23 protein-coding genes and 1 tRNA gene are annotated in these 23,118 nt (G+C 59.9%); 10 read left to right on the forward strand and 14 right to left on the reverse strand.

The window, feature by feature from the left end:
- Window positions 1–642: 642 nt before the first annotated feature.
- From CRD18_RS06595 to metS, 3 genes are all read left to right on the forward strand, one after another.
- Entirely contained in the window at window positions 643–1,815 is a 1,173-nt protein-coding gene (locus tag CRD18_RS06595) for an acyl-CoA dehydrogenase family protein (RefSeq protein WP_005510658.1), read from the forward strand.
- Window positions 1,816–2,111: 296 nt separating this feature from the next.
- On the forward strand, window positions 2,112–3,722 hold the full coding sequence (locus CRD18_RS06600) for a sodium-dependent transporter (protein WP_187406601.1): 1,611 nt from the start codon (window positions 2,112–2,114) through the stop codon (window positions 3,720–3,722).
- 5 nt (window positions 3,723–3,727) lie between these two features.
- Window positions 3,728–3,895, forward strand: a complete 168-nt coding sequence (metS, locus tag CRD18_RS06605) for a methionine/alanine import NSS transporter subunit MetS (protein ID WP_048733989.1) — start codon at window positions 3,728–3,730, stop codon at window positions 3,893–3,895.
- Window positions 3,896–3,937: 42 nt separating this feature from the next.
- Here metS and CRD18_RS06610 read toward each other — a convergent pair whose 3' ends face one another.
- Complete coding sequence (locus CRD18_RS06610) at window positions 3,938–4,696, reverse strand: enoyl-CoA hydratase-related protein (RefSeq protein WP_070642105.1); 759 nt, start codon at window positions 4,694–4,696, stop codon at window positions 3,938–3,940.
- An 80-nt stretch (window positions 4,697–4,776) separates the two neighbouring features.
- On the opposite strand from CRD18_RS06610, the gene CRD18_RS06615 reads away from it, so the two are divergent.
- Together CRD18_RS06615 and CRD18_RS06620 are read left to right on the forward strand one after the other, a co-directional pair.
- Window positions 4,777–5,337, forward strand: coding sequence for a GNAT family N-acetyltransferase (locus CRD18_RS06615; RefSeq protein ID WP_187406602.1), 561 nt, complete (start codon window positions 4,777–4,779; stop codon window positions 5,335–5,337).
- 158 nt (window positions 5,338–5,495) lie between these two features.
- A complete protein-coding gene (locus CRD18_RS06620) occupies window positions 5,496–6,743 on the forward strand; it encodes an HNH endonuclease signature motif containing protein (RefSeq protein WP_239660041.1) in 1,248 nt (415 codons plus the stop codon).
- A gap of 41 nt (window positions 6,744–6,784) precedes the next feature.
- Here the strand turns inward: CRD18_RS06620 and glyA are convergent, their stop codons facing one another.
- Complete coding sequence (gene glyA, locus CRD18_RS06625) at window positions 6,785–8,086, reverse strand: serine hydroxymethyltransferase (protein WP_005510713.1); 1,302 nt, start codon at window positions 8,084–8,086, stop codon at window positions 6,785–6,787.
- 150 nt (window positions 8,087–8,236) lie between these two features.
- Between glyA and coaA the strand changes: the two genes are divergently transcribed.
- Window positions 8,237–9,172, forward strand: a complete 936-nt coding sequence (gene coaA, locus CRD18_RS06630; protein ID WP_038626177.1) for a type I pantothenate kinase — start codon at window positions 8,237–8,239, stop codon at window positions 9,170–9,172.
- 30 nt (window positions 9,173–9,202) lie between these two features.
- Here coaA and CRD18_RS06635 read toward each other — a convergent pair whose 3' ends face one another.
- From CRD18_RS06635 to mca, 4 genes are all read right to left on the reverse strand, one after another.
- Window positions 9,203–9,988, reverse strand: coding sequence for an isoprenyl transferase (locus tag CRD18_RS06635; RefSeq protein WP_016423188.1), 786 nt, complete (start codon window positions 9,986–9,988; stop codon window positions 9,203–9,205).
- A 38-nt stretch (window positions 9,989–10,026) separates the two neighbouring features.
- The gene (locus CRD18_RS06640; protein ID WP_049172260.1) at window positions 10,027–11,118 is read right to left on the reverse strand and encodes a 3-deoxy-7-phosphoheptulonate synthase; all 1,092 of its coding nucleotides are present in this window, start codon (window positions 11,116–11,118) and stop codon (window positions 10,027–10,029) included.
- Window positions 11,119–11,432: 314 nt separating this feature from the next.
- Window positions 11,433–11,717, reverse strand: coding sequence for a hypothetical protein (locus CRD18_RS06645; protein WP_070827260.1), 285 nt, complete (start codon window positions 11,715–11,717; stop codon window positions 11,433–11,435).
- Between the two features lie 27 nt (window positions 11,718–11,744).
- The gene (gene mca, locus CRD18_RS06650) at window positions 11,745–12,599 is read right to left on the reverse strand and encodes a mycothiol conjugate amidase Mca (RefSeq protein ID WP_187406603.1); all 855 of its coding nucleotides are present in this window, start codon (window positions 12,597–12,599) and stop codon (window positions 11,745–11,747) included.
- Between the two features lie 261 nt (window positions 12,600–12,860).
- On the opposite strand from mca, the gene CRD18_RS06655 reads away from it, so the two are divergent.
- The gene (locus CRD18_RS06655) at window positions 12,861–13,328 is read left to right on the forward strand and encodes a DUF4307 domain-containing protein (RefSeq protein ID WP_048733970.1); all 468 of its coding nucleotides are present in this window, start codon (window positions 12,861–12,863) and stop codon (window positions 13,326–13,328) included.
- Between the two features lie 173 nt (window positions 13,329–13,501).
- Window positions 13,502–14,014, forward strand: coding sequence for a transcription elongation factor GreA (greA, locus tag CRD18_RS06660; protein ID WP_049192847.1), 513 nt, complete (start codon window positions 13,502–13,504; stop codon window positions 14,012–14,014).
- 249 nt (window positions 14,015–14,263) lie between these two features.
- Here the strand turns inward: greA and CRD18_RS06665 are convergent, their stop codons facing one another.
- Complete coding sequence (locus CRD18_RS06665; RefSeq protein WP_048733966.1) at window positions 14,264–15,091, reverse strand: Bax inhibitor-1/YccA family protein; 828 nt, start codon at window positions 15,089–15,091, stop codon at window positions 14,264–14,266.
- Window positions 15,092–15,326: 235 nt separating this feature from the next.
- Between CRD18_RS06665 and CRD18_RS06670 the strand changes: the two genes are divergently transcribed.
- Both CRD18_RS06670 and CRD18_RS06675 read left to right on the forward strand, forming a co-directional pair.
- The gene (locus CRD18_RS06670; RefSeq protein WP_048733964.1) at window positions 15,327–15,659 is read left to right on the forward strand and encodes a hypothetical protein; all 333 of its coding nucleotides are present in this window, start codon (window positions 15,327–15,329) and stop codon (window positions 15,657–15,659) included.
- 71 nt (window positions 15,660–15,730) lie between these two features.
- Window positions 15,731–17,314, forward strand: a complete 1,584-nt coding sequence (locus tag CRD18_RS06675; protein WP_049190697.1) for a succinic semialdehyde dehydrogenase — start codon at window positions 15,731–15,733, stop codon at window positions 17,312–17,314.
- Window positions 17,315–17,376: 62 nt separating this feature from the next.
- Here the strand turns inward: CRD18_RS06675 and CRD18_RS06680 are convergent.
- The 7 genes from CRD18_RS06680 to CRD18_RS06710 form a co-directional block, all read right to left on the reverse strand.
- Window positions 17,377–17,453, reverse strand: a tRNA-Leu gene (locus tag CRD18_RS06680).
- Window positions 17,454–17,465: 12 nt separating this feature from the next.
- Complete coding sequence (locus CRD18_RS06685) at window positions 17,466–18,455, reverse strand: Ppx/GppA phosphatase family protein (protein WP_070642116.1); 990 nt, start codon at window positions 18,453–18,455, stop codon at window positions 17,466–17,468.
- Window positions 18,456–18,992, reverse strand: a complete 537-nt coding sequence (locus tag CRD18_RS06690) for a DUF501 domain-containing protein (protein ID WP_048733959.1) — start codon at window positions 18,990–18,992, stop codon at window positions 18,456–18,458. It abuts the gene before it with no gap.
- A 139-nt stretch (window positions 18,993–19,131) separates the two neighbouring features.
- On the reverse strand, window positions 19,132–19,668 hold the full coding sequence (locus CRD18_RS06695; protein WP_048733957.1) for a septum formation initiator family protein: 537 nt from the start codon (window positions 19,666–19,668) through the stop codon (window positions 19,132–19,134).
- 112 nt (window positions 19,669–19,780) lie between these two features.
- Window positions 19,781–21,055 (reverse strand): phosphopyruvate hydratase, encoded by a 1,275-nt coding sequence (eno, locus tag CRD18_RS06700; RefSeq protein ID WP_048733955.1) that lies wholly within the window; start codon window positions 21,053–21,055, stop codon window positions 19,781–19,783.
- Window positions 21,056–21,140: 85 nt separating this feature from the next.
- Complete coding sequence (locus CRD18_RS06705; RefSeq protein ID WP_049172246.1) at window positions 21,141–22,001, reverse strand: lytic transglycosylase domain-containing protein; 861 nt, start codon at window positions 21,999–22,001, stop codon at window positions 21,141–21,143.
- A gap of 71 nt (window positions 22,002–22,072) precedes the next feature.
- Window positions 22,073–23,113, reverse strand: a complete 1,041-nt coding sequence (locus CRD18_RS06710) for a MazG nucleotide pyrophosphohydrolase domain-containing protein (protein WP_070827261.1) — start codon at window positions 23,111–23,113, stop codon at window positions 22,073–22,075.
- Window positions 23,114–23,118 lie beyond the last annotated feature (5 nt).

Below are 23,118 nucleotides of genomic sequence, written 5' to 3' on the forward strand. Positions count from 1 at the left end.
CCGACTAGCGCCTAATCGCAGCAATAAAAAATAAAAATAACGCGACCTGCTCGCTGTCCATTCCACGGGGACGGCGCACAGGTCGCGTCATTTTTTCGAGTGCAATTGGAGGTTGCTATGACTGCAGTGGAAGAAGCTCGGATAATCAAGGGAACCGGTCTCCACCTGATGCTCATACTAACTACCACCAGCACTAATGGGAATAAGAAAACGAGAATGTTTCGTTAATCACCCCCATGATGACCATCCAAAACGCCTACCCTATCGACCCCAAAGCCCCAGGGTCCCGCCTGTCAGATATGACAAAAATAGCCATTCACCTGGCTTTGTAGGTTAGCATTACCTAACATTGCCGACTGTCGAGGATAGTCTGGATTCAATAGCAACCTCCAACCGCAACGGGGGTAGTTTTCCGGGAAGGTTGGGCACAATATCCGTCGTCAAGCGATTTCACGTCATCAATCGGGAAAAAACTTTTAAAAAAACAAGTGTCTCTCATCACACTCATGCATAATGGGGTACAACAGTCATAGTCACTATGACGATGAACCGAGGCCATCGCGTTTATCTGCAGCGTTTATCTGCGACGTACGAAAAGGCCTTAAGACAAAAATTCCACGACAATATTTCTAGGAGCATGTCATGAAGGACTTTCTGCCCCGTACTCACTTCGAAGAAGAGCACAACATGTTCCGCGACATGGTTCGCGGCTTCGTCGAGAAGGAAATCACCCCGAACGTAGAGCGCTGGCACAAGGAAGGTCAGCCGGACCGCGAAATCTTCAAGAAGGCCGGTGAGCTGGGCCTGATTGGTATGTCCACCCCGGAGGCATACGGCGGCGGCGGAGAGATGGACTTCCGCTACAACCAGGTCCTGAACGAGGAGCTCTCCAACGCTGACTGTGGCTCCATCGTCGTTTCCTTCGGCGTTCTCAACGACCTGGTCGCTCCGTACCTGGCCAAGTTCGGTAACGAAGAGCAGAAGCAGAAGTACCTGGCTTCCATGAACGCCGGCGACACCATCGGCTGCCTCGCTATGACCGAGCCGGGCGCCGGTTCTGACCTGGCAGGTATGCGCACCTTCGCCAAGAAGGACGGCGACCACTACGTCCTCAACGGCACCAAGATCTTCATCTCCAACGGCATGATGGCCGACTTCGCTCTCGTCGCAGCTATCACCGACCCATCCAAGGGCCGCGCTGGCGTCTCCATGTTCATCGTCGACGCTGATCTCGAGGGCTTCACCAAGGCTGGCCCGCTGCAGAAGGTCGGCCTGAAGGCTCAGGACACCGCTGAGCTCAACTTCGACAACGTCCGCGTTCCGGCCGAGAACCTGCTCGGCGAAGAGGGCGCTGCCTTCGGCTACCTGCGCACCAACCTCGCTCACGAGCGCCTGACCCTGGCTTGCGGCTCTGTCGCAACTTCCCGCCGCGCCTGGACCCTGGCTTACAAGTACGCTCAGGAGCGCGAGGCATTCGGTCGCCCGATTATCCAGCACCAGGTCCACGGCCACTACCTGGCTGACATCGCCACCCGCGTCACCGCCCTGCAGGCTTTCGTTGACCAGGCCGTTATGGCCCACAACGCTGGCCAGCTGGACGAGACCGGTGCTTCCATGGCCAAGTACTGGACCACCGAGGAGCAGCAAGACATCGTTACCCGCTGCCTGCAGATGTTCGGTGGCTACGGCTTCATGCTCGAGTACCCAATCTCCACTCACTACCTCGACTCCAAGGTCCAGACCATTTACGGTGGCACCAACGAGATCATGAAGGAGATCATCTTCCGTCGTATCGCCAAGGGCGGCGCAGAGTAAACAGCGCACGTCGGCCTAGCCGATTCGCCCCCACACCCCGTCAGGTTTTCCGGGCGGGGTTTTTGCATACCCCAAAGTGGATGGCTGGTGATTATTTACGAGGCTTGATTGGAGCTGGCCTCCCCTGGGCCACAGTCCTCACCAAAACCATTACCCCCTACAAAACCGAAACTATACAATGAGATACCCATCTCATATACTAAGATTCTGTTAGGTAATGGTGATGCACTTCACCAAATTCCCTCCTAGGCCGCGCGAGCGCGTGACCGGAGATGAAGGATTGGAGTTCCAGAGGTATGAGCACAACCAACTCGACCGCTACCCCTCAGCGAAGGGAGGTGTTTTCCACCCGAGCAGCCTTCATTTTCGCCGCTATCGGCTCGGCAGTCGGGCTTGGAAACATCTGGCGTTTCCCCTATGTCGCGTATGACTCCGGCGGTGGCGCTTTCCTTATCCCCTACCTGGTCGCACTTCTGACCGCAGGTATCCCACTGCTCTTCCTCGACTTCGCCATCGGACACCGCTTCCGCGGGTCCGCACCGAAGTCGATGCGTCGCATCAAGCCCTGGGCTGAGCCAATTGGCTGGATTCAGGTCGGTATCGCCTTCTTCATTACCGTCTACTACGCCGTTATTATCGCGTGGTCCTTCATCTACGCCTGGAAGTCCATCCGCAAGAGCTGGGGCCCAGATGCCGAGACCCACTTCATGAAGGACTTCCTCCAAGTAGACACCGAGAGCGTCTTCTCTCTGGACTTCGTCCCCTCGATTTCCATCGTCCTGCTCATTGTCTGGGTACTCGTCATCGGCATTCTGGCCGCTGGTGTGGACAAGGGCATCGGCAAGGTCTCGATTATCTTCATCCCGCTGTTGACCATCCTCTTCGTCGCAGTGGTCATCTACTCCCTGACGCTCGACGGCGCTGCAAAGGGCCTGGATGCATTCTTCACCCCAGACTGGTCCGCACTGACTGACTCCAGCGTATGGATTGCCGCCTACGGCCAGATCTTCTTCTCCCTGTCCGTGGCCTTCGGCATTATGCTGACCTACGCCTCCTACCTGAAGCCACGCACGAACCTCACCGGTTCCGGCCTGGTCACCGCGTTCGCAAACTCCTCCTTCGAGGTTCTCGCCGGTATCGGTGTCTTCGCCACCCTGGGCTTCATGGCAGCGCAGTCAGGTCAGGCCGTTGACGAGGTCGCAACCTCCGGTATTGGTCTTGCCTTCATCGCCTTCCCGACGGTCATCTCTGAGATGCCCAAGGTCATCGGTTCGGTCTTCGGGCTGCTGTTCTTCCTCTCCCTGGCAATCGCCGGTGTGACCTCCCTGATGTCGCTGCTCGAGGTCGTTGTCTCCGCAGTAAAGGACAAGCTGAACCTCGGCCGCGTCCAGGCCACCCTCACCGTCGGTGGCGCCATGGCCGTCATCTCGCTGCTGGCCTTCCCGACCACCTCAGGTCTGGTAACCCTCGACATTGTCGATAAGTTCACCAACAACGTCGGTATCGTCCTGGTTGCACTGCTGACCATCATCGCAATCGACTGGCTCCTGCGCCGCACCAACGAGTTCGCCATGCACCTCAACGCCGTCTCCTCGTTCAAGGTCGGCACCATGTGGCAGATCTTCGTCGGAAACATCACGCCGGTCATTCTCGCCGTCATCCTGTTCCAGGAGCTCATTGGACTTTTCCGGGAAAACTACGAAGGCTACTCCGACACCCAAATCGACATCTTTGGCTGGGGTGTCATCGGCGTGATTCTCATCGGCGCTCTGATTATGGCCATCCTGCCTTGGCGCGGCCAACACCGTCTCGATGGCCCTCCGGGCTCGGACTTCGGTGTGACGCCAGATTTCAAGCGGTCCTCACACCTGCCACGCAAGCACACTCCGGAAACTGAGGAGGTTTAAGCCAAATGTCCGGTATCGCAATTGTCATGATGGCACTGTTCATCATCGTCATCTGGGGCGGTCTGGCGGTCTCGCTGGTCAGCCTATCCAAGCACCCTGACGAGGTTTCCGGTGAGCTGGGAGATCACCCAGAGCTCACCAGTGAAGTACTAGGAGCACAGGAAGAGCAGTAGTTCTTCACTACTATCTCTCCCCTGCCACTCCAGGTATCTGTCTTACTCACCTACGAAATGCGGTGGTCGCTTCTCCAAGAACGCGGCCACCGCTTCCTTATGGTCGGCCGAGACCGCCAAACGAGCCTGCGCGTCCGCCTCCGCCGCAGCAGCAGACAAGGTATCCCGGCGCAGCAGAGCCTTAATCTCCTTCAGCGCGGCCGTCGGCCCCGCCGCAAACTGGACAGCCAACTCACGTGCCCGAGTCGCTGGATTATCCACCACTTCAGTGACCAGGCCGAGGCTCAGGGCTTCGTCGGCAAGCACCTTCTTATCGAAGAACAACAGCTCACGCGCCTTCGCGTCACTGACCATGCGCGGCAGCAGCGCCGACATGCCACAGTCCGTGGCCAGGCCAATCGACGGGAACGCCGCCTTGAACGACGCCTTCGGGCCCGCGATACGGAAATCACAGTGCAGCGCCAACGACCAGCCGGCACCCGCCGCAGCACCTTCGATAGCTGCAATAACCGGAACGTTAATCGCGGTCAGCTCCGCGACCATCGGGTTGTACTCCTCGACAACCTTGCCCATGCCGGCGCCGGACTGCAGGTCAGAAATGTGCTCCTTCAAATCCTGGCCCGTACAAAACGCCTTCGGCCCGCCGAGCAGGATAACAGCGCGCACATCCGGCTCCTGCGCACGCTCAAAAGCGGCTTTCAGCTCCAAGCGGAGATTCTTATCCAGGGAGTTATAGGCATCCGGGCGGTCGATGGTGATGGCTAGAATGCCGTCGGAAAAGTCTTGAGTAACGTTGCTCATAACCTCGCAGGTTATCGCAATCTCCCCCGCCCCGGACGCACTTTTGCACCAAATCACCCGCCGCGAGTAACAAGGGACACATGACACTTCCACGCCCCGCCACGCCTGACGACGTCCACGAGATCGTCGACCTCATCAAAGACCTGGCGGCCTACGAAAAAGAACCCGATGCCGTCCGACTGACCCCCGAGCGCCTGCGCGAACAGCTCTTCGGGGACAACCCTGCGATTTTCTGCCACGTCGTCGACTCCACATCCGGAAATTTGGACGACGGCGCCGGTGGCGGTGATGGCGGTGTTGGTGGCGGTGATGGCGGTGTTGGTGGTGTTGGTGGCGGCAGCCCGCGCCTCGACGGCATTGCACTGTGGTTCCTCAACTACTCCACCTGGGAAGGCACCCACGGCATCTACCTCGAAGACCTCTACGTCCGCCCCGAGGCACGCGGCACCGGCAAGGGCAAAGCACTGCTGCAGAACCTCGCGCGAATTGCCGTGGAGCGAGGCTACTCACGTGTCGAGTGGTGCGTCCTCAAGTGGAATCAACCCTCCATCGATTTCTACCGCTCCCTCGGCGCCTTCCCCATGGACGAATGGGACACCTTCCGCCTCACCGGCAGCGCCCTGCGTGACTTCGGGGCGTAACAGACGGCAGCGCGTGGTGCGGCGGTACGGCGGTGCAGCTGCGGTGCGTTTGCGCGGTGAAAAGTCCGGATGTGGATAACTGCTAAACCGGCTGACTTATCCACAGCCTGCCCTCGTAGGCGTTGTCCCCCTACATCCGGACTTTTACCTTCAAAGGCATGACAGTTCTTGGGACGCTCGCCGCACTGGCCTCGCGCGGAATGGACACGCTAGCGGAACTCCACGCCGCGCGTCCCGACGGCCACGACGCCACCTCCCACTTGGCGGCAACCCTCGGCCTTGACCCGGCGCGCCTCCGGCTTTTGCTACGCGTCGCCGCCCACTATCTCCAACCCGCTGACACCGAGGAAAACACCAAAGCCCGCGAAGACGCCACCGCCCTTGCGCGCCAGCTCGGCCTCAGCCTGGACACCTGCGTGCTTATCGACAAGCGCAGCCGCCAAGCCAACAACGCCGAACTCCACGACAACCTCCGCCTCACATTCGTCGCTGCCGCCGAACGCCTCGGCTTCGAAGAACTCGATCTCTACATGCGGGAAACTCTCACCGAGCTCAACACCGAAGACGAGCCACCCCAGCACCTGCGCGCCCGATTTTCCCGGAAGGTAGACATCCGGGGAATGAAGCACTTCCACATCTCCGGTCCCTCGGATATGCTCGACAATCTCCTGTCGCCGCTTACCATCCGTGCCGCAGAAATCCGGAAGTCCCATCCGGAGTTTTCCCACGACCGCTGCGTCGGCCAAGCGCTTGCCGAGCGCCTCGAGCATGCCGATGCCGCAACGCCCGTCGATAAGCTCGATGAAATGCGCTACCAACCCGCCATCATCATCACCGCACAAGACCTCATCGACTACAGCCCGCGATTCGCCGCCACCACCAACGGCTCTGCGCTCGCCCCCGACGTCTTCCTCAACGCCCTACTCGCCGACACCGGGTGGGCCGTGCTTTACGACGAACACAGCGCCATTACGGACTTATTTCCCATCGGCAACCCCCGCCTGGCGACTGAAGAGCAGCGCATCGCGATGCTCATCGACAACCCCATCTGCGCCTGGCCCGGCTGTGAACGCCCCGCCTATAGCGGACAAGCGCACCACCTAGTCGCCCACAAACACGGCGGCACAACCACGCTGGACAACCTCACCATGGTCTGCCGCGAACACAACGGGCTTAACGACGACGACCGGGAAGGACGCAACGGCCACCTCGAACGCATCCCCACATCCGGACATATTCGATGGCGCCCACCTGACAAGACTCGGCCGCCGCTGTTTAGCAACTCATTCGTGACATCAATGTCCGGGAGGTCCTACGCCGGATACCGGGCAGGCACGACGAAACAGCTCGGGCCGGAGCCACCACCTCCGGACCAAAACCCGGATGTACGGGAAAACCCGTCCTAGCGCACTGCTAGAACGGGTACTTGCGCTGCAAAAACGCAGAATTAGATGAGGTTCCAGTCCTCGATGCCGTCGTAAAGCGGGAATTCCTGAGCAATCTTCGAAACACGAGCACGCAGGGAGTCAACATCCGCATTCTTGCCGGCGGCGAGAGCAGTACCGATGACATCGGCGACCTCGGTGAAGGCCTTCTCGTCGAGACCACGGGTGGCCAGCGCCGGAGTACCGATACGAAGTCCGGATGTAACCATCGGAGGACGCGGGTCAAACGGAACAGCATTGCGGTTGACGGTAATGCCAACAGCGTGGAGCAGATCCTCGGCCTCCTGGCCGTTCATCTCAGAATTGCGCAGATCCGCCAGAACCAGGTGGACATCGGTGCCGCCAGTGAGAACATCGACGCCAGCCTCGGCGCAGTCGGAAGCGGTGAGACGCTCAGCCAGAATGCGGGCACCAGCCAGAGTGCGCTCCTGGCGCTCCTTGAACTCCTCGGTACCAGCAATCTTCAGCGCCACGGCCTTGCCGGCGATGGCGTGCATCAGCGGACCCCCCTGCTGCCCCGGGAAAACAGCGGAGTTCAGCTTCTTGGCGTACTCCTGCTTAGCCAAAATCATGCCCGAACGAGGACCACCGAGGGTCTTGTGAACGGTAGTCGACACAACGTCAGAATGCGGAACCGGCGACGGGTGCAGACCGGCGGCAACCAGGCCTGCGAAGTGCGCCATGTCCGTCCACAACTTCGCACCGACCTCATCGGCGATGGAACGGAAAGCTTCGAAGTCGAGGTGGCGCGGGTACGCCGACCAACCTGCGATGAGAACATCCGGCTTTTCTGCGAGCGCCTGCTCACGCACCTTGTCCATATCGATCCGCATAGTGTCCTTGTCCACACCGTATGCGGCGACGTGGTAGAGCTTGCCGGAGAAGTTCAGCTTCATGCCGTGGGTCAGGTGACCGCCGTGTGCCAGGTCGAGGCCCATAATCTTGTCACCGGCGTTGATTAGCGCATGCAGAACGGCAGCGTTGGCCTGCGCACCTGCGTGTGGCTGAACGTTGGCGAACTCAGCGCCGAAGAGCTCCTTGGCGCGGTTGCGTGCCATGTCCTCGACGACGTCGACGTATTCGCAGCCACCGTAGTAACGACGGCCCGGGTAGCCTTCGGCGTACTTGTTGGTCAGAACCGAGCCCTGAGCTTGCAGCACTGCACGTGGAACAAAGTTCTCACTGGCAATCATTTCGAGCATGTCACGCTGACGAGAGAGCTCCCCTGCCATTGCCTCTGCGAGGTCGGGATCGAGTTCACGCAGCGATTGGTAGCGGACATCGTTATTGTTAGACCCGGTCATGAGTAGGTTTTCGACCTTTCAATGAAACTTCAATGCCACAGGCCATGCTAGCCCTTTATGGGGCAAACCACGAAAGCAGCACCATTCAGGTATGCCCCCTTTATTGACTCGTTTTCCGGTTTTCGGCACCCCCTTGGCACAATTGGAAGTATGACGCGCGCAACATCCCCCAGCCCGTACGTCGAGTTCAAACGCGAGCAGTGGCGCGAAATGCGCAAGAATATGCCTCTGGTGCTGACGGAAGAGGAAGCTGAACGACTTTCCGGTATCGGTGAAAACATCGACCTGGACGAAGTCGCCGAGGTCTATCTTCCGCTTTCTCGTCTGATTCACATGCGTGTGGCGGCGCATCGGGAGCTGAACGCCGTAACGTCGAACTTTCTTGGGGAAAATCCTTCGAAGGGGGCGTCGGTGCCGTTTATTATCGGCGTCGCGGGTTCGGTGGCGGTCGGCAAGTCAACGACGGCGCGTTTGCTGCAGGTCCTGCTCGAGCGCTGGGAGACTAATCCGCGGGTGGACTTGGTTACTACTGATGGCTTCCTCTATCCTTCTGAGGAATTGAATCGCCGTGGGATTATGCAGCGCAAGGGGTATCCGGAGTCGTATGATCAGCGTGCGTTGATGCGGTTTGTCACGGCGGTGAAGTCGGGGGCGCGGCATGTGAAGGCGCCGGTGTATTCGCACACGCTCTATGACCGGGTGCCGGATGAGTTCGTCGATGTCGATCGTCCGGACATTCTCATTCTCGAGGGGCTCAACGTTTTGCAGACGGGCCCGACGCTGATGATTTCCGATCTTTTCGATTTCAGTGTCTACGTCGATGCCCCGCGCGCGGACATCGAACGCTGGTACATTAATCGTTTCCTCAGTCTCCGCCAGACGGCGTTTCGCGCTCCGGGCGCGCACTTCGCGGATTACGCCACGCTTGACGACGAAGCTGCGGCCGAGGTGGCCCGACGCATTTGGCAGCAGGTGAACTTGCCGAACCTGACGGAAAATATTTTGCCCACTCGAGTGCGGGCGTCATTAGTTCTTACGAAGTCTCGGGACCACAAGGTTTCGAGGGTCCGGATGCGCAAACTCTAACATCCGGAAATTTTTCCGGATGTAGGGAGGTTATTTGCCGAAGCGGCGTGAGCGCTGCGAAAAGTCTCGAAGTGCGCGGAGGAAGTCGATGCGGCGGAATTCGGGCCAGTAGGTATCGGTGAACCAAATCTCGGAGTAGGCGGTTTGCCAGAGGAGGAAGCCGCTGAGCCGCTGTTCTCCGGAAGTGCGGATGACCAGATCGGGGTCCGGTTGTCCGGATGTGTAGAGGCGGCGAGAAATGGCATCGGTGGTGATGCGCTCCTCAAGCTCGGAAGCATCGATTCCCTCGGCGACTGATTCCCGGATGATTCTGCGTACTGCGTCGACGATTTCCTGCCGGCCGCCGTAGCCAACGGCGATGTTGACCTGGATGCCGGTGTTGTTCGCGGTGACTTCTTCGTCGTGACGCAGCCGGGCGGTCATTCTTTCCGGAAGGAGCTCGAGGTGGCCGACCATGCGCAGGCGCACGTCGTTAGGCGATTGCGCCAATTCGTCGACGACGTCGGCGATGATGTCGAACAGTAATTCCAGCTCTTCGGGGTCTCGCCCGAGGTTTTCGGTGGAGAGCAGGTAGATGGTGACCAGCTCGATTTCCTGCTCGGCGCACCAGCCGACGAATTCTGCGATTTTGCGGGAGCCGACGCGGTGGCCGTGGCTGACGTCGGTGAATCCAGCCTCCCTCGCCCAGCGGCGGTTGCCATCGGCCATGATGGCAACGTGCTTGGGGCGAGGTTTTCCTTCTAGCTCTTGGGCTAGTTTGCGCTCGTAGAGCGGATAGGCGATCCGCCGGAGTGAGGACGGCTGGTTTTCTTTCACATATGTAACCCTACCCAATGGGCACGGCCACTTTGTGCTTAGTCGCGTGCCTGCCGACGCTTCCGAACTTCTGCCGCAAGCGTACGCAGCAGCCGGTCGGTGGTTTCCCAATCCATGCACGCATCGGTGACGGACTTGCCGTATACGAGGCCCTTACGACCATCGGTAATTTTTTGCGCGCCGGCTTCGAGGAAGGACTCCATCATGATGCCGGTGATGCGCTCGTCGCCGCCCCCGATGAGCTTGCCGAGCTCCTCAACGACCTCGGCCTGGCGCACCTCGGATTTTCCGGAATTGGCGTGGGAGGCGTCCACCATAATGCTGACGGTTTGCTCGGCCTTGTTCAGGCGGGCTTCGGCGTCGTTAAGCGATTCTTCGTCCCAGTTCGGGCCGGAGGTGCCGCCGCGGAGGATGATGTGGCAGTTGTGGTTGCCGGCGGTTTCGACGACGGCGGCGCGGCCTTGGTCGTTCATGCCGAAGAAGAAGTGCGGGTTTGCTGCGGAGACCAGCGAGTCCACGGCGACCTGGACGTTGCCGTCGGTGCCGTTCTTGAAGCCGATGGGCACGGAAAGTCCGGAAGCGAGCTGACGATGGACCTGCGACTCCGTGGTGCGCGCACCAATTGCACCCCAGGAGACGGCGTCGGAAATGTACTGCGGGCTGTTGGGCTCGAGGAATTCGGCGCCGGCGGGCAGGCCGGTGCGCAGGACCTCGATGAGTACCTCGCGGGCCATGTGCAGGCCCTTGTTGATTTTGAAGGAGCTATCCAGGTCGGGGTCGTTGATGAGTCCCTTCCAGCCGACGGTGGTGCGCGGCTTTTCGAAGTAGACGCGCATGACGACCAGCAGGTCCTCGTCGAGCTCATCGGCGGTGGCCTTCAGGCGGCGGGCGTAGTCGATGGCGGCCTCAGGGTCGTGAATGGAGCACGGGCCGACAACGACCAGCAGACGATCGTCTTCACGGGCGATGACGCGGGCGACGTCGAGTCGCGACTGCTCTACCTCGTTAACCAGGTTTGGGGTCAGTGGCTGTTTGGCCATGACCTCTTCTGGGGAGGGCAGGTCGTGGAAGGCTACGACGCGGCGGTTCGCGGTCGAGGCGGGGGCTTCGAGGGAAGTTGGAGGGGTCATCTGAGGTCTCTTTTCTCTGGGTGATTAGTTGCGCATTTTGGCTGTAGATACGACAAAAGGCAGCGCCCCGATTGGTTGGGGCTGCTGCCTTTGGCTCCGGTTGGTGGCGACGTGACGATTAGCCGCCGGCTGTGACTATGTCGTCACTGCCTCCGGAGCCTTCGAAAAATAAAATCGCCACATACGCATGTGCTTGACTGTAGCGCACTGCCTAGAATCCCGCAATTCGAACTCCAAATCCCGCCACACGGGAAACAATCAGGGGTGCGCGCAACTGCCCGTCGTCAAGCGACGCGCACACACCTTGACGCTGACTACTCCGCTTCACGACGCTGCTCTGCTGCAGCCATCGCCTTATCCACAGCCTCGGAATCGAAGGGATCCATGTCGTGCGCCTCGGCGAACTTCCGGCGAGCGGCCATGCGCTTCGCGCGCCGCGAGAGATCCCAGCCGAGAGCCAGGATGACGATGAGCAAAACGACAATGATGAGCAGGCCAATAGGAGAGGCCTTACCGAAGTCAGCACCCCGCGGACCAGTGGGGTTCTGCGCCAGGAAAATTGTCGTGCGAGCCGCCAAGGCATCGAAGCTTTCAATCATGAGTTCCAGCTTAGCGTTAATTCCGGACTATTCCGCGTCGGGGTCGATACCAGCGAAGAGATCGGTCTCTGGCAGCTCGGTCTGCACGCGAGTGCGGGCGAGTTCAAACTCTTCGGTCGGCCAAACGCGCTGCTGAATGTCTACCGGCACGGCGAAGAATGGCCCGTTCGGATCGATCTGCGTGGCGTGCGCCAGCAGCGCCTGATCCCGCTGCTGGAAGTAATCGCCGCACTCGACCTGCGTGGTCACGCGGGTCATGATGTCGCCGGGAGTCTTAGTCCAACGACGGAAGGACTCGGCCAGCGGGCTTTCCAAGCCGTTGTCGCGGTAGTAGTTATCCAGCGCGATGAGGCGCGCCTTGATGAAACCGTGGGCGTAGTAGAGCTTGGAAATCTCCCATGGTTCACCGAGCTCGGGGTACTTATCCGTTCCGGACTCCAACCAGGCGCGCATGGACACGATATGGGTCATGATGTGGTCCGGGTGCGGGTAGCCACCGTTTTCGTCGTAAGTAATGACGACGTGTGGACGGAACTCGCGGATTGCCCGGATGAGAGGCTTCGTCGCATCCTCGACCGATTGGCGAGCAAACACACCGTGCGACAGCACCGGCACCGGGTTGCCCGCAGGCAGACCGGAGTCGGTAAAGCCGAGCCACTCATGTTCAACACCGAGAATCTCAGCGGCTGCAGCCATTTCGTTAACACGCACCGCGGCGATATTCTCCCGCACCTCCGGCCGATCCATCGCCGGGTTGAGAATGCTACCGGCCTCACCGCCGGTGCAGGTCACCACTTTGACGCGATGCCCTTCCGCCGCATATCGGGCCATTGTTGCGGCGCCCTTGCTCGATTCGTCATCAGGATGAGCGTGAATTGCCATCAGACGAAGTGCCAATTGAAGTCACTCCCGCTACTATCTCAGTCCATGTTTTCTGGCCGAGGCCGGGGCCCTTCGACCGCAACGATGCTACTACAGCACCGTTTCAATACCGCCCCACTATAGCGCTGCACCATCATATGACCACGCAGCATCGCTACTCGGTGGAACAACATAGCAGCAGGACACTGCGCCACACCAGAAAGATTGTTTAACTGTCAACATTTTACCACGTCGACCAAGAACTCCGATAGGCTAAAAAGCATGGCTGAAAGTTCGGAGCGAAACACCCGAAATACCGCAGCGCCTAACGGGCAGCGCGAGCGCTATGGGGACAACAGTCGCACTCTCCCCGCAAAATTGGTTGTCATCGCTATTGTTGGCATGCTCGTCATCGCCGGCGCATACATCTTCGTTCAGATGAACCGCGTCTCCGCCCCGGATGTCTCTGCAACGCAAGCGGGCTGGAGCCGCACTCCAGGTAAGGAAGATGAGCAGTTCATCTTCACCCTGGACGTCACCCGCGAAAAGCCGGAGCTGGATAGCTACTGCATTATCTACGCGCTGAACTATGACGTGGCAGAGGTCGGCCGTCGCGACGTATTCATTCCGGGCGGCGGCCCCGCTACGGTGCGTATGGACGTCCCCATTGCCACCCGCGAGTTGGCCGTCGCAGGCGATGTCTACGGCTGCTCCACCGACATTCCGGAGTTCCTCGCACCTGCTAAGTAACCGCCTTTCGCAACTGAGGATTATGCGCTTTCACGGCACGTCGTAAAGCGTGCGCAACAACACTCCGACGCGCCTGTTATTGCCATGTGGCGTGACAGTGCTATCCTGTGACGCAGCCGACGGCCCCAAGCGGGGCCGCTTTTGTATTAAATAGCCAAAACACAGGAGGAACCATGACTGAGGCAAAGAACAATAGCCCATGGCTCACCCAGGAGTCCTACGACAAGCTCAAGGGCGAGCTTGAGGCGCTATATGAAAACCGCCCGGTCATCGCCGCCGAGATTAACGAGCGCCGCGAAGAGGGCGACTTGAAGGAAAACGCCGGCTACGATGCCGCCCGCGAGCAGCAGGGACAGGAAGAGGCACGCATCCGCTACCTCGAAGACCTGCTCCAGCGCGCCACCGTCGGCGAGATTCCGCAGGAGTCCGGTGTGGCTCTGGTCGGCACCGTGGTCCACGTCTACTACGACGGCGACGAAGACGACACCGAGACCTTCCTCATCGGTACCCGTGGCGCTGACTCCTCCAACCCGAACCTGGAGACCTACTCCACCGATTCCCCGCTGGGCAAGGCTCTGGTCGGCGCTAAGGAGGGCGAGACCCGCACTTACGCTTCCCCGAGCGGCGACGAAGTGTCTGTCACTGTGGTCAAGGCTGAGCCGTACGACCCGGAGATGGACGCCTAAGCGCTCCCGGCGTTAGACCGCCTCAACCCAGGCGGCAACTTCGGACCACAGTGCCCGATTCTTGGACCGATAGAAGCCCATATGGCCTATCGGTCCATTTTTTGTGCCCTCTCCCGCTTCGATATCGCGCTTTACGACGTCACACTGCACAACCCTATCGGTCAATACGTCGACTGCCAACAACAAAGCGCCGGCCAACCCGTAATAACGGGCTAACCGGCGCTTGTGCGTTAGTTAGTTTTCTAGCGTTTAGTCCCTGAAGTAGGACAGCAGACGCAGAATCTCGGTGTAGAGCCAGACCAGGGTCACAGCCAGGCCGAGGGCGACACCCCAGGCGTACTGAGCCGGAGCGCCAGCGCGGACCAGGCGGTCAGCCTGATCGAAGTCAATCAGGAAGCTGAAGGCTGCCAGGCCGATGCAGACCAGCGAGAAGATGATCGACAGCATGCCGCCGTCACGCAGCGGGAAGCCCAGGCCGAACAGGGAGAGCACCAGGTTGCCCAGCATGAGGACCAGCACACCGATCAGAGCCGCGCTCATAAAACGGGTGAACTTCGGGGTCACGCGGATAGCGCCCGACTTGTAGACGAAGAGCATACCGATGAAGACACCCAGGGTGGCCAGCACTGCCTGCATAATCAGCGCACCTGCGGCAACGCCCTGAATTGGAGCGGTGAACATGAAGCTGATGCCACCGACGAAGAGGCCCTCGAAGGCCGCGTAGGTGAGGGTAACCGGCGCGGAGCCGTACTTCTTGCCGAAGGTGGAAACCAAAACAGTAATCAGACCACCGATGGCGCCGACAATGGTCAGAATCATGGCCAGGCTGGTGGAGACACTGACGGCAATGAAGAAATTGACCGCAGCCAAAACGATGATGGTTGCCAGCGTGATGCCGGTCTTGGAAACGACATCGTCGACCGTCATCGGACGGTAGTCGGCGGCAACCTGCGACTGGTACGGGTTATCCCCGTAGCCAGCGCCCATCTGACCTTGGCCGTAGTGATGTGCGCCCGCCTGTCCGCGGGCGACGGTCTTAGTAAGTGAACTGAATGCAGGATTGCTGCTTTCGCGCACGTCGTCCTTCTTTCTTTTCTCAGTTTTTCTTACGTTTTGTATTCAGGCACACGCGCGTACGTTTGCCTACACTTTCTACAACGGGCGATGTAAAGGTATTGTTCCCAACCCTGAAAAACAGTTAGTATCAAGGTAATTCCTCGCCTGCTGGCGGTGATTTTGTAATCGCGGAAACACTCACAGTCGCCAGGCGTGGGCACCACATGAGTGATTATGAAACAGGAGGTTGGTCAAGATGTCTGATGGCCTTGACTACGATCCGGATACCACTGGTGATTTCGACGAGACCACGCTCGATGGCTCGGAAGGGCTCGATGGCGACTTCCTCACCGGTGATGGCGAGAATTATGTAATGGATCCGCCGGACCGCTGGCGGGGCGCTTCTCCGCATGACACCCTCGGCAAGCGGTTGGCCGAGGAAAAGCCGGACATCGACGTCGACGACGATCTGGATGATGACCCGGAGATGCGTTACGGCGATGTCGACGGCCACGAACCGTTCGAGTTCGGCAACGATGGCCCGCGCGACCCGGACCGCAACCGTCGGATGGGCTGGACTACTTACTAAAGTTTTCTAAGTTTTTGTAGTTTTGCCAAATTTACTATCTCGGGGCGCCGCGCAACAGTAGTATCTGTGCCATGACAGCATCTACTGCTACGACAAACCGAACTACCATCCGCAATCCGCTTAACGACGAGCTCGTTGCCCGCCTTCTTCAGCGCGTCACGGTAGCTGATAAGTCGAAGACCGCCACTATCTCGGCACCATTTACCGGCCAGGAGCTGGCGCAGATTCCTGTCGGTACCCAGGCCGATGTCGACGAGGCCTTCAAGCGTGCCCGTGCCGCGCAGAAGAAGTGGGCCCGCATGGCGCCGGAAAAGCGCGGCGAAGTGCTGCACCACTTCCACGACCTGCTCTTTACCCACTGCGACCAGGTGCTGGACCTGCTGCAGGCCGAGACCGGTAAAAACCGCGCCAGTGCCCACGAGGAGCTCGTACACACCGCTATCACCGCCCGCTACTACGGCAATCAGGGCCCGAAACTGCTTGAGCCGAAGCGAGCGCACGGCGCGGTCCCGGTACTTTCCAAGACCACCGTCTACCACCACCCAAAGGGCGTCGTCGGTGTTATTGCTCCGTGGAACTACCCGCTGACCCTCGCGGTTTCCGATGCGCTGGCTGCACTGATGGCCGGTAACGCCATCGTGCTCAAGCCGGACAGCACCACTCCGTTTACCGCTCTCTTCGCTGTCGATTTGCTCTACCGCGCTGGCCTTCCGGAGGATCTCTTCCAGGTCATTCCAGGACCCGGTCGCGTTGTCGGCCAGGGCATTGTCGGCCAGTGTGACTTCCTGATGTTCACCGGCTCCTCCGAGACCGGCCGCTCGCTGGCACAGCAGTGCGGCGAACGCCTGATCAGTTTCTCCGCGGAGCTCGGCGGCAAGAACCCGCTGATTGTCGCTGAGGATGCCAACATCAACCGCGCGGTCGAGGGCGCACGCATCGGCTGTTTCACCAACTCCGGTCACCTGTGCGTGTCCATTGAGCGAATCTATGTCGTGGACTCAGTCTGGGACGAGTTCGTCCCGGCATTCACCGACCGCGTGAAGGCAATGTCCATCGGCGCTGGCTACGAGTGGGAAACCGAGATGGGCTGTCTGCAGTCGCAGGGCCAGTTCGACATCGTCAAGTCCATGGTCGACGAGGCCATCGAGGCCGGCGCCACCGTGCTGGCCGGCGGTCGTCCTCGCCCGGATCTGGGACCGCTGTTCTACGAACCGACCGTGCTTACCGACGTCCCGGAGGGCGTCGCCCTGCTGACCGAAGAGGTATTCGGCCCGGTGGTAGTCCTCCAGCGTGTCTCGGACGTCCATGAGGCTATCGCCAAGTCCAACGATTCCCGTTATGGCCTCAACGCTTCGCTGTGGACCTCCCCGCGTCGCGCAAAGGAGCTGGCTCCACAGCTTGAGGCCGGTACCGTCAATGTCAACGATGGTTTTGCTGCGGCCTTCGCGTCTGTCGATGCCCCGATGGGTGGTTTCAAGGATTCGGGTGTGGGCCGTCGTCAAGCAGCGGGCGGCCTGCTGAAGTACACCGATGAGCAGACAGTGACCGTGCAGCGCCTTTCCCCTGTGTCGATGCCACAGATGCCGCGTGAGCTGTACTCGAAGGTGTTCAACACGGCACTTGTCCTCGGCAAGAAGTTCAACGTCCTGCCGTAATCCGCATGTAGCGCACACAGATAGCAAAAGGCCAGGTCAGAAAACTCTCCGACCTGGCCTTTTGGTGCCCCCAGTGGGACTCGAACCCACACTGAAAGGATTTTAAGTCCTCTGCCTCTGCCAATTGGGCTATAGGGGCCCTCTGCAAAGATTAATGGGCGATGTGGGTGTCTACCAAACTCGCCACAATCCCGTCGAGGATATCCTTCTCGCTGATGTAGAAGAAGCGCTGCCCTTCCTGCGTCCCTTCGGCACCCGGCAGAGCCTCAAACATGTCCATCAGCCCGTCCACAATGATCGAGCCACCGGCGAAGACATCCGCGCGCTTCGGATGCATGACCGGATTCGCAGCGAGCGATTCCGCATCGGTCTCGACGACGGACGCGGTCAGCGCACGCAACGCCGCAAAGCGCAGCTGCGACAGGTGGATTGCCTCCGGGTCGTAGGTTTCTAGACCCTGTGCCAGCGCCGACAGCGTGGTGAAGGTCCCGGCGCAGCCGACGATGGTGCGAGCCTTGTCGACAGGCACCTTCGCAACAATCTCGTCGGCCAGCTCCGCAACATACGAACGCGCCTCCTGGACCTGCTCCGCCGTCGGTGGCGAGGTCTGCAGGAACCGCTCGGTCAAGCGCACACTGCCCATGGCCACGGAATCGGAACCGGCCACAGTGCCGTCGTGATCGCCAACAATGACCTCAGTAGAGCCGCCGCCGACGTCAATGACGCAATACGGACCTAGTTCGGGCTCCAAGTCATCGACTGCCCCGCGAAAGGACAGCGCCGCTTCCTCGTCGCCGGAAATAACCTCGGCCGCTGCACCCCACGGAGCGAGAATCTCGCGGGTCATTGCAAAGAAATCGTCGCGGTTGCTTGCGTCGCGCGTCGCCGATGTCGCCACCATTCGGACTGCTTGCACTTTTTCGACCTGCATCAGCTCCGCATACTTCGTCAGAGCCTCCCGCACGCGCTCCAGCGCCTCTGGAGCCAGCATGCCAGTGGCATCCACGCCCTGGCCAAGGCGGACGATTTCCATCAGTCGGTGCAGTTCTGTGATTTCGAGAACTCCATCGACTACCTCGACCCGGCTGATAAGCAGGCGAAGCGAATTAGTGCCGCAGTCGACGGCAGCGAGGGTCGTCATTTATCCCTCCACCCCCGGATACGCAATACCGAGCTCGGCAATCGTGGGCCAATCTGCGGGAATCGCGGTGCCGCGCAGTTTCTCGTTCTCCGCCGCCAGCGCCACCGACTCAGTACCCAGTCGGAAGTGATTCGGCCCCTTGGCCAGCGCGTAGGCAATAAGAACGTGGAGGCACTTCACGCGCGTTGGCATTCCGCCACCGGAGAAGTCCGTGCCTAGGTCTTCCATCTCATTGCGCTCTGCCAGAAACGCCTCGTGCGCGCGCTGGTAATCGGCGGCGAGCTCTTCGTCGCTTTCCAGACGCGCGGTCATTTCTTTCATCACGCCGGTCGTCTCCAACCGAGAGGCCTCGGCGGTGAGTCGCGGATCAGTTAGGTAAAAGAGCGTGGGAAACGGAGTGCCATCGTCCAAGCGCGGCTTCGTCTTGACCACACCAGGAGTGCCGTCGGGGCTGCGGTAAGAGATGTCCACTACTCCCCGCGGTTCACGTCCGAGCTGCTCCGCTATCACTTCCAAATCTGCGGTATCCACAGACATCGGTCACACTCCTTTTGCTTCCGTTTTTACTGACACATAATCTCACAGTCGCCTTACAAGCGCGTTGTTTCGCTTTACGACGGCACACTCCGCCGCGCATGCAACCTCGCCGAGAGGCCCCAGGTAGCCCTACGGAGGTTTAGGACTCCGGTACCGTCGGCAAGCTCTCTGGCCTCGTTGCCTGATCGCGCCCCGGATTAGGGCGAGTCTCTTCGGGTTCGGGCGGGATGGAAATGGAATCCCACAGAGTCTCGTACCACTTCTTAGCCTGGTGCTGCGGAATTTCCTCCGGCTGCGTCACAGGCTGTTCGCCCACGGCCGGATCGAGGATACGGAATGGGGTCTCCCCCGGCTCTACCAGCCCCAGGCGCAGACGTGCCTGCTCCTTAACATAGGCAGGGTTGGAGTAAAGCTCCTTTTCATCCTCTAACTGCTTAATTCGCTGTTCCATGCGAGCAATATTGTCCTGCGTTGCGGCTACATCCGCCTGCTGTTGTGCAAAAGTCCGCAGCGGAATTGCGAGAACAGATACTAAGAAAAGCACCAGCAGACCAATACCGATCTTCTGTGCCGTGCTCAGCGAGCGCATTCCCGATGCGATTGCCGCTGCCGAACGCTGCCCCGCCCCTGCAGGGCGCGACTGTGTTCCGCGGCGAGATCGGTCCGATGCACTCATGCCCCACACTCTACCCGACCGCCAGCCGATGAAATAACAAAAACCCGCCCACAACCACGTGCGTGGTGCGGACGGGCAGTGCTAGACGCAGCTTTCGCAGCGCCTCAGCTCTTTACTTGAAACGCGGGAATGCGCTGCGACCAGCGTAGACAGCAGCGTCACCCAGGTACTCCTCGATGCGCAGCAGCTGGTTGTACTTAGCAACGCGCTCGGAGCGAGCCGGAGCACCGGTCTTGATCTGGCCACAGTTCAGGCCGACAGCCAGGTCAGCGATGGTGGTGTCCTCAGTCTCACCGGAGCGGTGGGACATCATGGACTTGTAGCCGGCGTTGTGAGCCATTGCGACGGCCTCGAAGGTCTCGGACAGGGTACCAATCTGGTTGACCTTGACCAGCAGAGCGTTAGCGGCCTTCTTCTCAATGCCCTCTGCCAGACGCTTCGGGTTGGTGACGAAGAAGTCGTCGCCGACGATCTGGACCTTGTCACCAAGCTGAGCAGTCAGGGTGGTGTAGCCCTCCCAGTCATCCTCCTGCAGCGGATCCTCGATGGAGACGATGGCGTAGTTCTCAACCAGGTCAGCGTAGACAGCTGCCATCTCCTCAGCGGTGTGCTCGCCGCCCTCGAAGTGGTACTTGCCGTCCTTGAAGAACTCGGAAGAAGCGACGTCGAGAGCCAGAGCGACATCGTCGCCCAACTTGTAGCCTGCGGCCTCAATTGCCTCAACAATCAGGTCCAGTGCAGCCTTGGTGGAGTCAACCGACGGAGCGAAGCCGCCCTCATCACCGAGGCCAGTGGACAGGCCCTTGTCCTTAATGACCTTCTTGAGTGCGTGGTAGACCTCAGCACCGACGCGCAGTGCTTCCTTGAAGGTCGGGGCGCCAATCGGAGCAATCATGAACTCCTGGACGTCAACGCCGGAGTCAGCGTGTGCGCCACCGTTGAGGATGTTCATCATCGGAACCGGCAGAACGTGACCGTTCGGGCCGCCGACGTAGCGGAACAGATCCAGGCCAGCGGACTCAGCAGCAGCCTTGGCAACAGCCATGGAAACACCCAGGATTGCGTTAGCACCCAGGCGGGACTTGTTGTCGGTGCCGTCCAGCTCAATCATGGTCTTGTCAACCAGACGCTGGTCCTCAGCCTCGAGGCCAATAATTGCGTCCTCAATCTCCTCGAGCACAGCGCGGACAGCCTTCTCGACACCCTTGCCCAGGTAACGGTCTCCGCCATCGCGGAGCTCGTGTGCCTCATGAACGCCGGTGGAGGCACCGGACGGAACCGCAGCGCGGCCCACAGCGCCGTCTTCCAACAGCACCTCAACCTCAACGGTCGGGTTACCACGGGAGTCCAGAATTTCGCGTGCGTTCAACTCGATGATTGCAGCCATAGGTCACCTTTCCGCCGGAACCGTTCCGGCACATGACTCCAATTGTGGCACGGTTTGCCAACCTTCGCCTTAAATCCTTTTCACCCTATGCGGGCTGATTCAGCGCATAGTTCGCCGCAGCGTCCCGAACATCGCGAAGATACTGCTCAGACTGGTTATATGAGCGAATTGCAGATGCCCACCCTTCCGGGGTGGCGAGGTCGCGTTCCCCACTGCAGAGCATCCGTGCGGTGGTCGCAGTTGCGTCGTCGATGTTGTTGGGGTCGGCGACACCATCACCAGACGCATCCATCGCAAAACGATGCCAGGTCTCGGGAATAAACTGCATCGGCCCCACAGCGCGGTCATACTCTGTGTCACCGTCGAGTTCGCCGTTGTCAGTATCGAGAACCTCAGCAAACCCACTCGTGCCGTCCAGCGGCGGACCGATAATCGTCGGACTGACTACCCCATCGGCGCCGATATGAGCCGGCTTGAGCCAATTGCCCGAGTACGTGCCGTGATTAGTCTCCACTTTGCCCAGTCCTGCAAGCGTGTTCCACTCCAGGTGGCAGTTCGGGAACTGTTCTGCCGCAATCACATATGCGTTGCCGTAGGCGCGGAGAGCGTCCTCAGAAATACCCGTCTTCGGGGAAATCTGCTGCGCCCACTGTCGGAGCTGTTCCGAGGTGCGCCCGGGCGCGTTGACATCAATCATCGGCGGTGGCTCAGCCGCAGCAGGCGGCACATTATCCGGAATCGGCTTCTTGGTCAACGACGGGATTACGGGTCCAGTGAACATAGCCAACGCCCCAACCGTGCCAATGATGATCAGCACCGCCAGGGAGGTTAGACCGAGGCAGCCACAGCCTCTCGAGGACTTCTTTTTCCCCTTACTGCGGCCACGCGGCTTCGCCCCGCGGGGTGCGGGGTGCGCGTATTCATCAAAGGGAGAATTAGAAGGCATGGGGAATTACTCTACGGGGTAGACCGTAAAAATCACTCAAACTCGAGGACAGAAATCACTTTTGCTGGAAACTAGCTGTCGCTTTCCGACGGGCCGAAGTCCTCAGCCTCTTCGTTATCTTCGCTGCCCGCTGCCCACTGCTCAGCACTGCCGGCCTGCTGATTCTCCATCTGGGCCAGCTCAGTCAGGAATGCGCGTGAAGCCTGTCGGGTCCGTTCTTCCGCACCGGACTCAGTCTCCAGCCCCGGGGTCGGGACCAGAATCTCCACTGGAATGTCTGCATCGGACAGTCCCAGTGCACGTGCGCGGCGGATGGCTTCCTCAGCCAAAGTCAGAGCTGGCAGCTGTGTGGCCGGGTTCGAGCGCGGACGTCCGCGGCCGTAAGCCCACAGTCGCTCCTGTTCTTCCTCCGACACCATCTCTCCCTCGGCCACAGTGCCGTCGAAGAGGTACGGCTGACGAGCGCGCATCTTCAAAATAAAGTCGGTCGCCACATCGTCGAAGTCGAAGTCCTCCGCGATTTCAGCGTGGAAGAGGATCTGCAGCAGCAGATCTGACAGCTCGCTACGAATGTCACCGCCCTCGTTGACTGCGTCGACAAGCTCGTAGGTCTCTTCAATGAGATACGGCAGCAGGCTCTTGTGCGTCTGGCGAGCTTCCCACTGCCCCGTGCGCCGTGCTGCCGCCATGATGTCCACGGCCTCGACGACGTGGGGCAGACGAGCTGCGGCAAGCTGTTCCTGCGGAGTCAGCGGTTCTGCAACAGGCTCTGCCCCTGGCTCTGCAACCGGTTCTGACTCAGGTTCTTTCACCGAGTCCTGCTGGGGAGCCGCCGCAACCTGAGCTGCCGGAGCTGCTGGGTCCTGCGCATCATCCAGCTCGACCGAGTAGACCTTCTCGCCCGCATCGAGGCGATCGAGTACCTCGTCGTTTTCCATATCGGTGGTGACCAGAATCTCCGCCTGGGACACCGAGTGCCCACCGGCGTCGGCGATTGCCCAGCGCACACGGATCGGGACTTCTTCGGTGTAGCTGACTTCACCGGTCAGCAGGCTAGCGGCTTCCAGCGGAATCGCTGTTGGAAAGCGGCTATCGAGCTTGATGATAGTCATACGGT

The organism is Corynebacterium sp. LK31 (genome assembly GCF_014335015.1).
Lineage (GTDB): Bacteria > Actinomycetota > Actinomycetes > Mycobacteriales > Mycobacteriaceae > Corynebacterium > Corynebacterium jeikeium_D.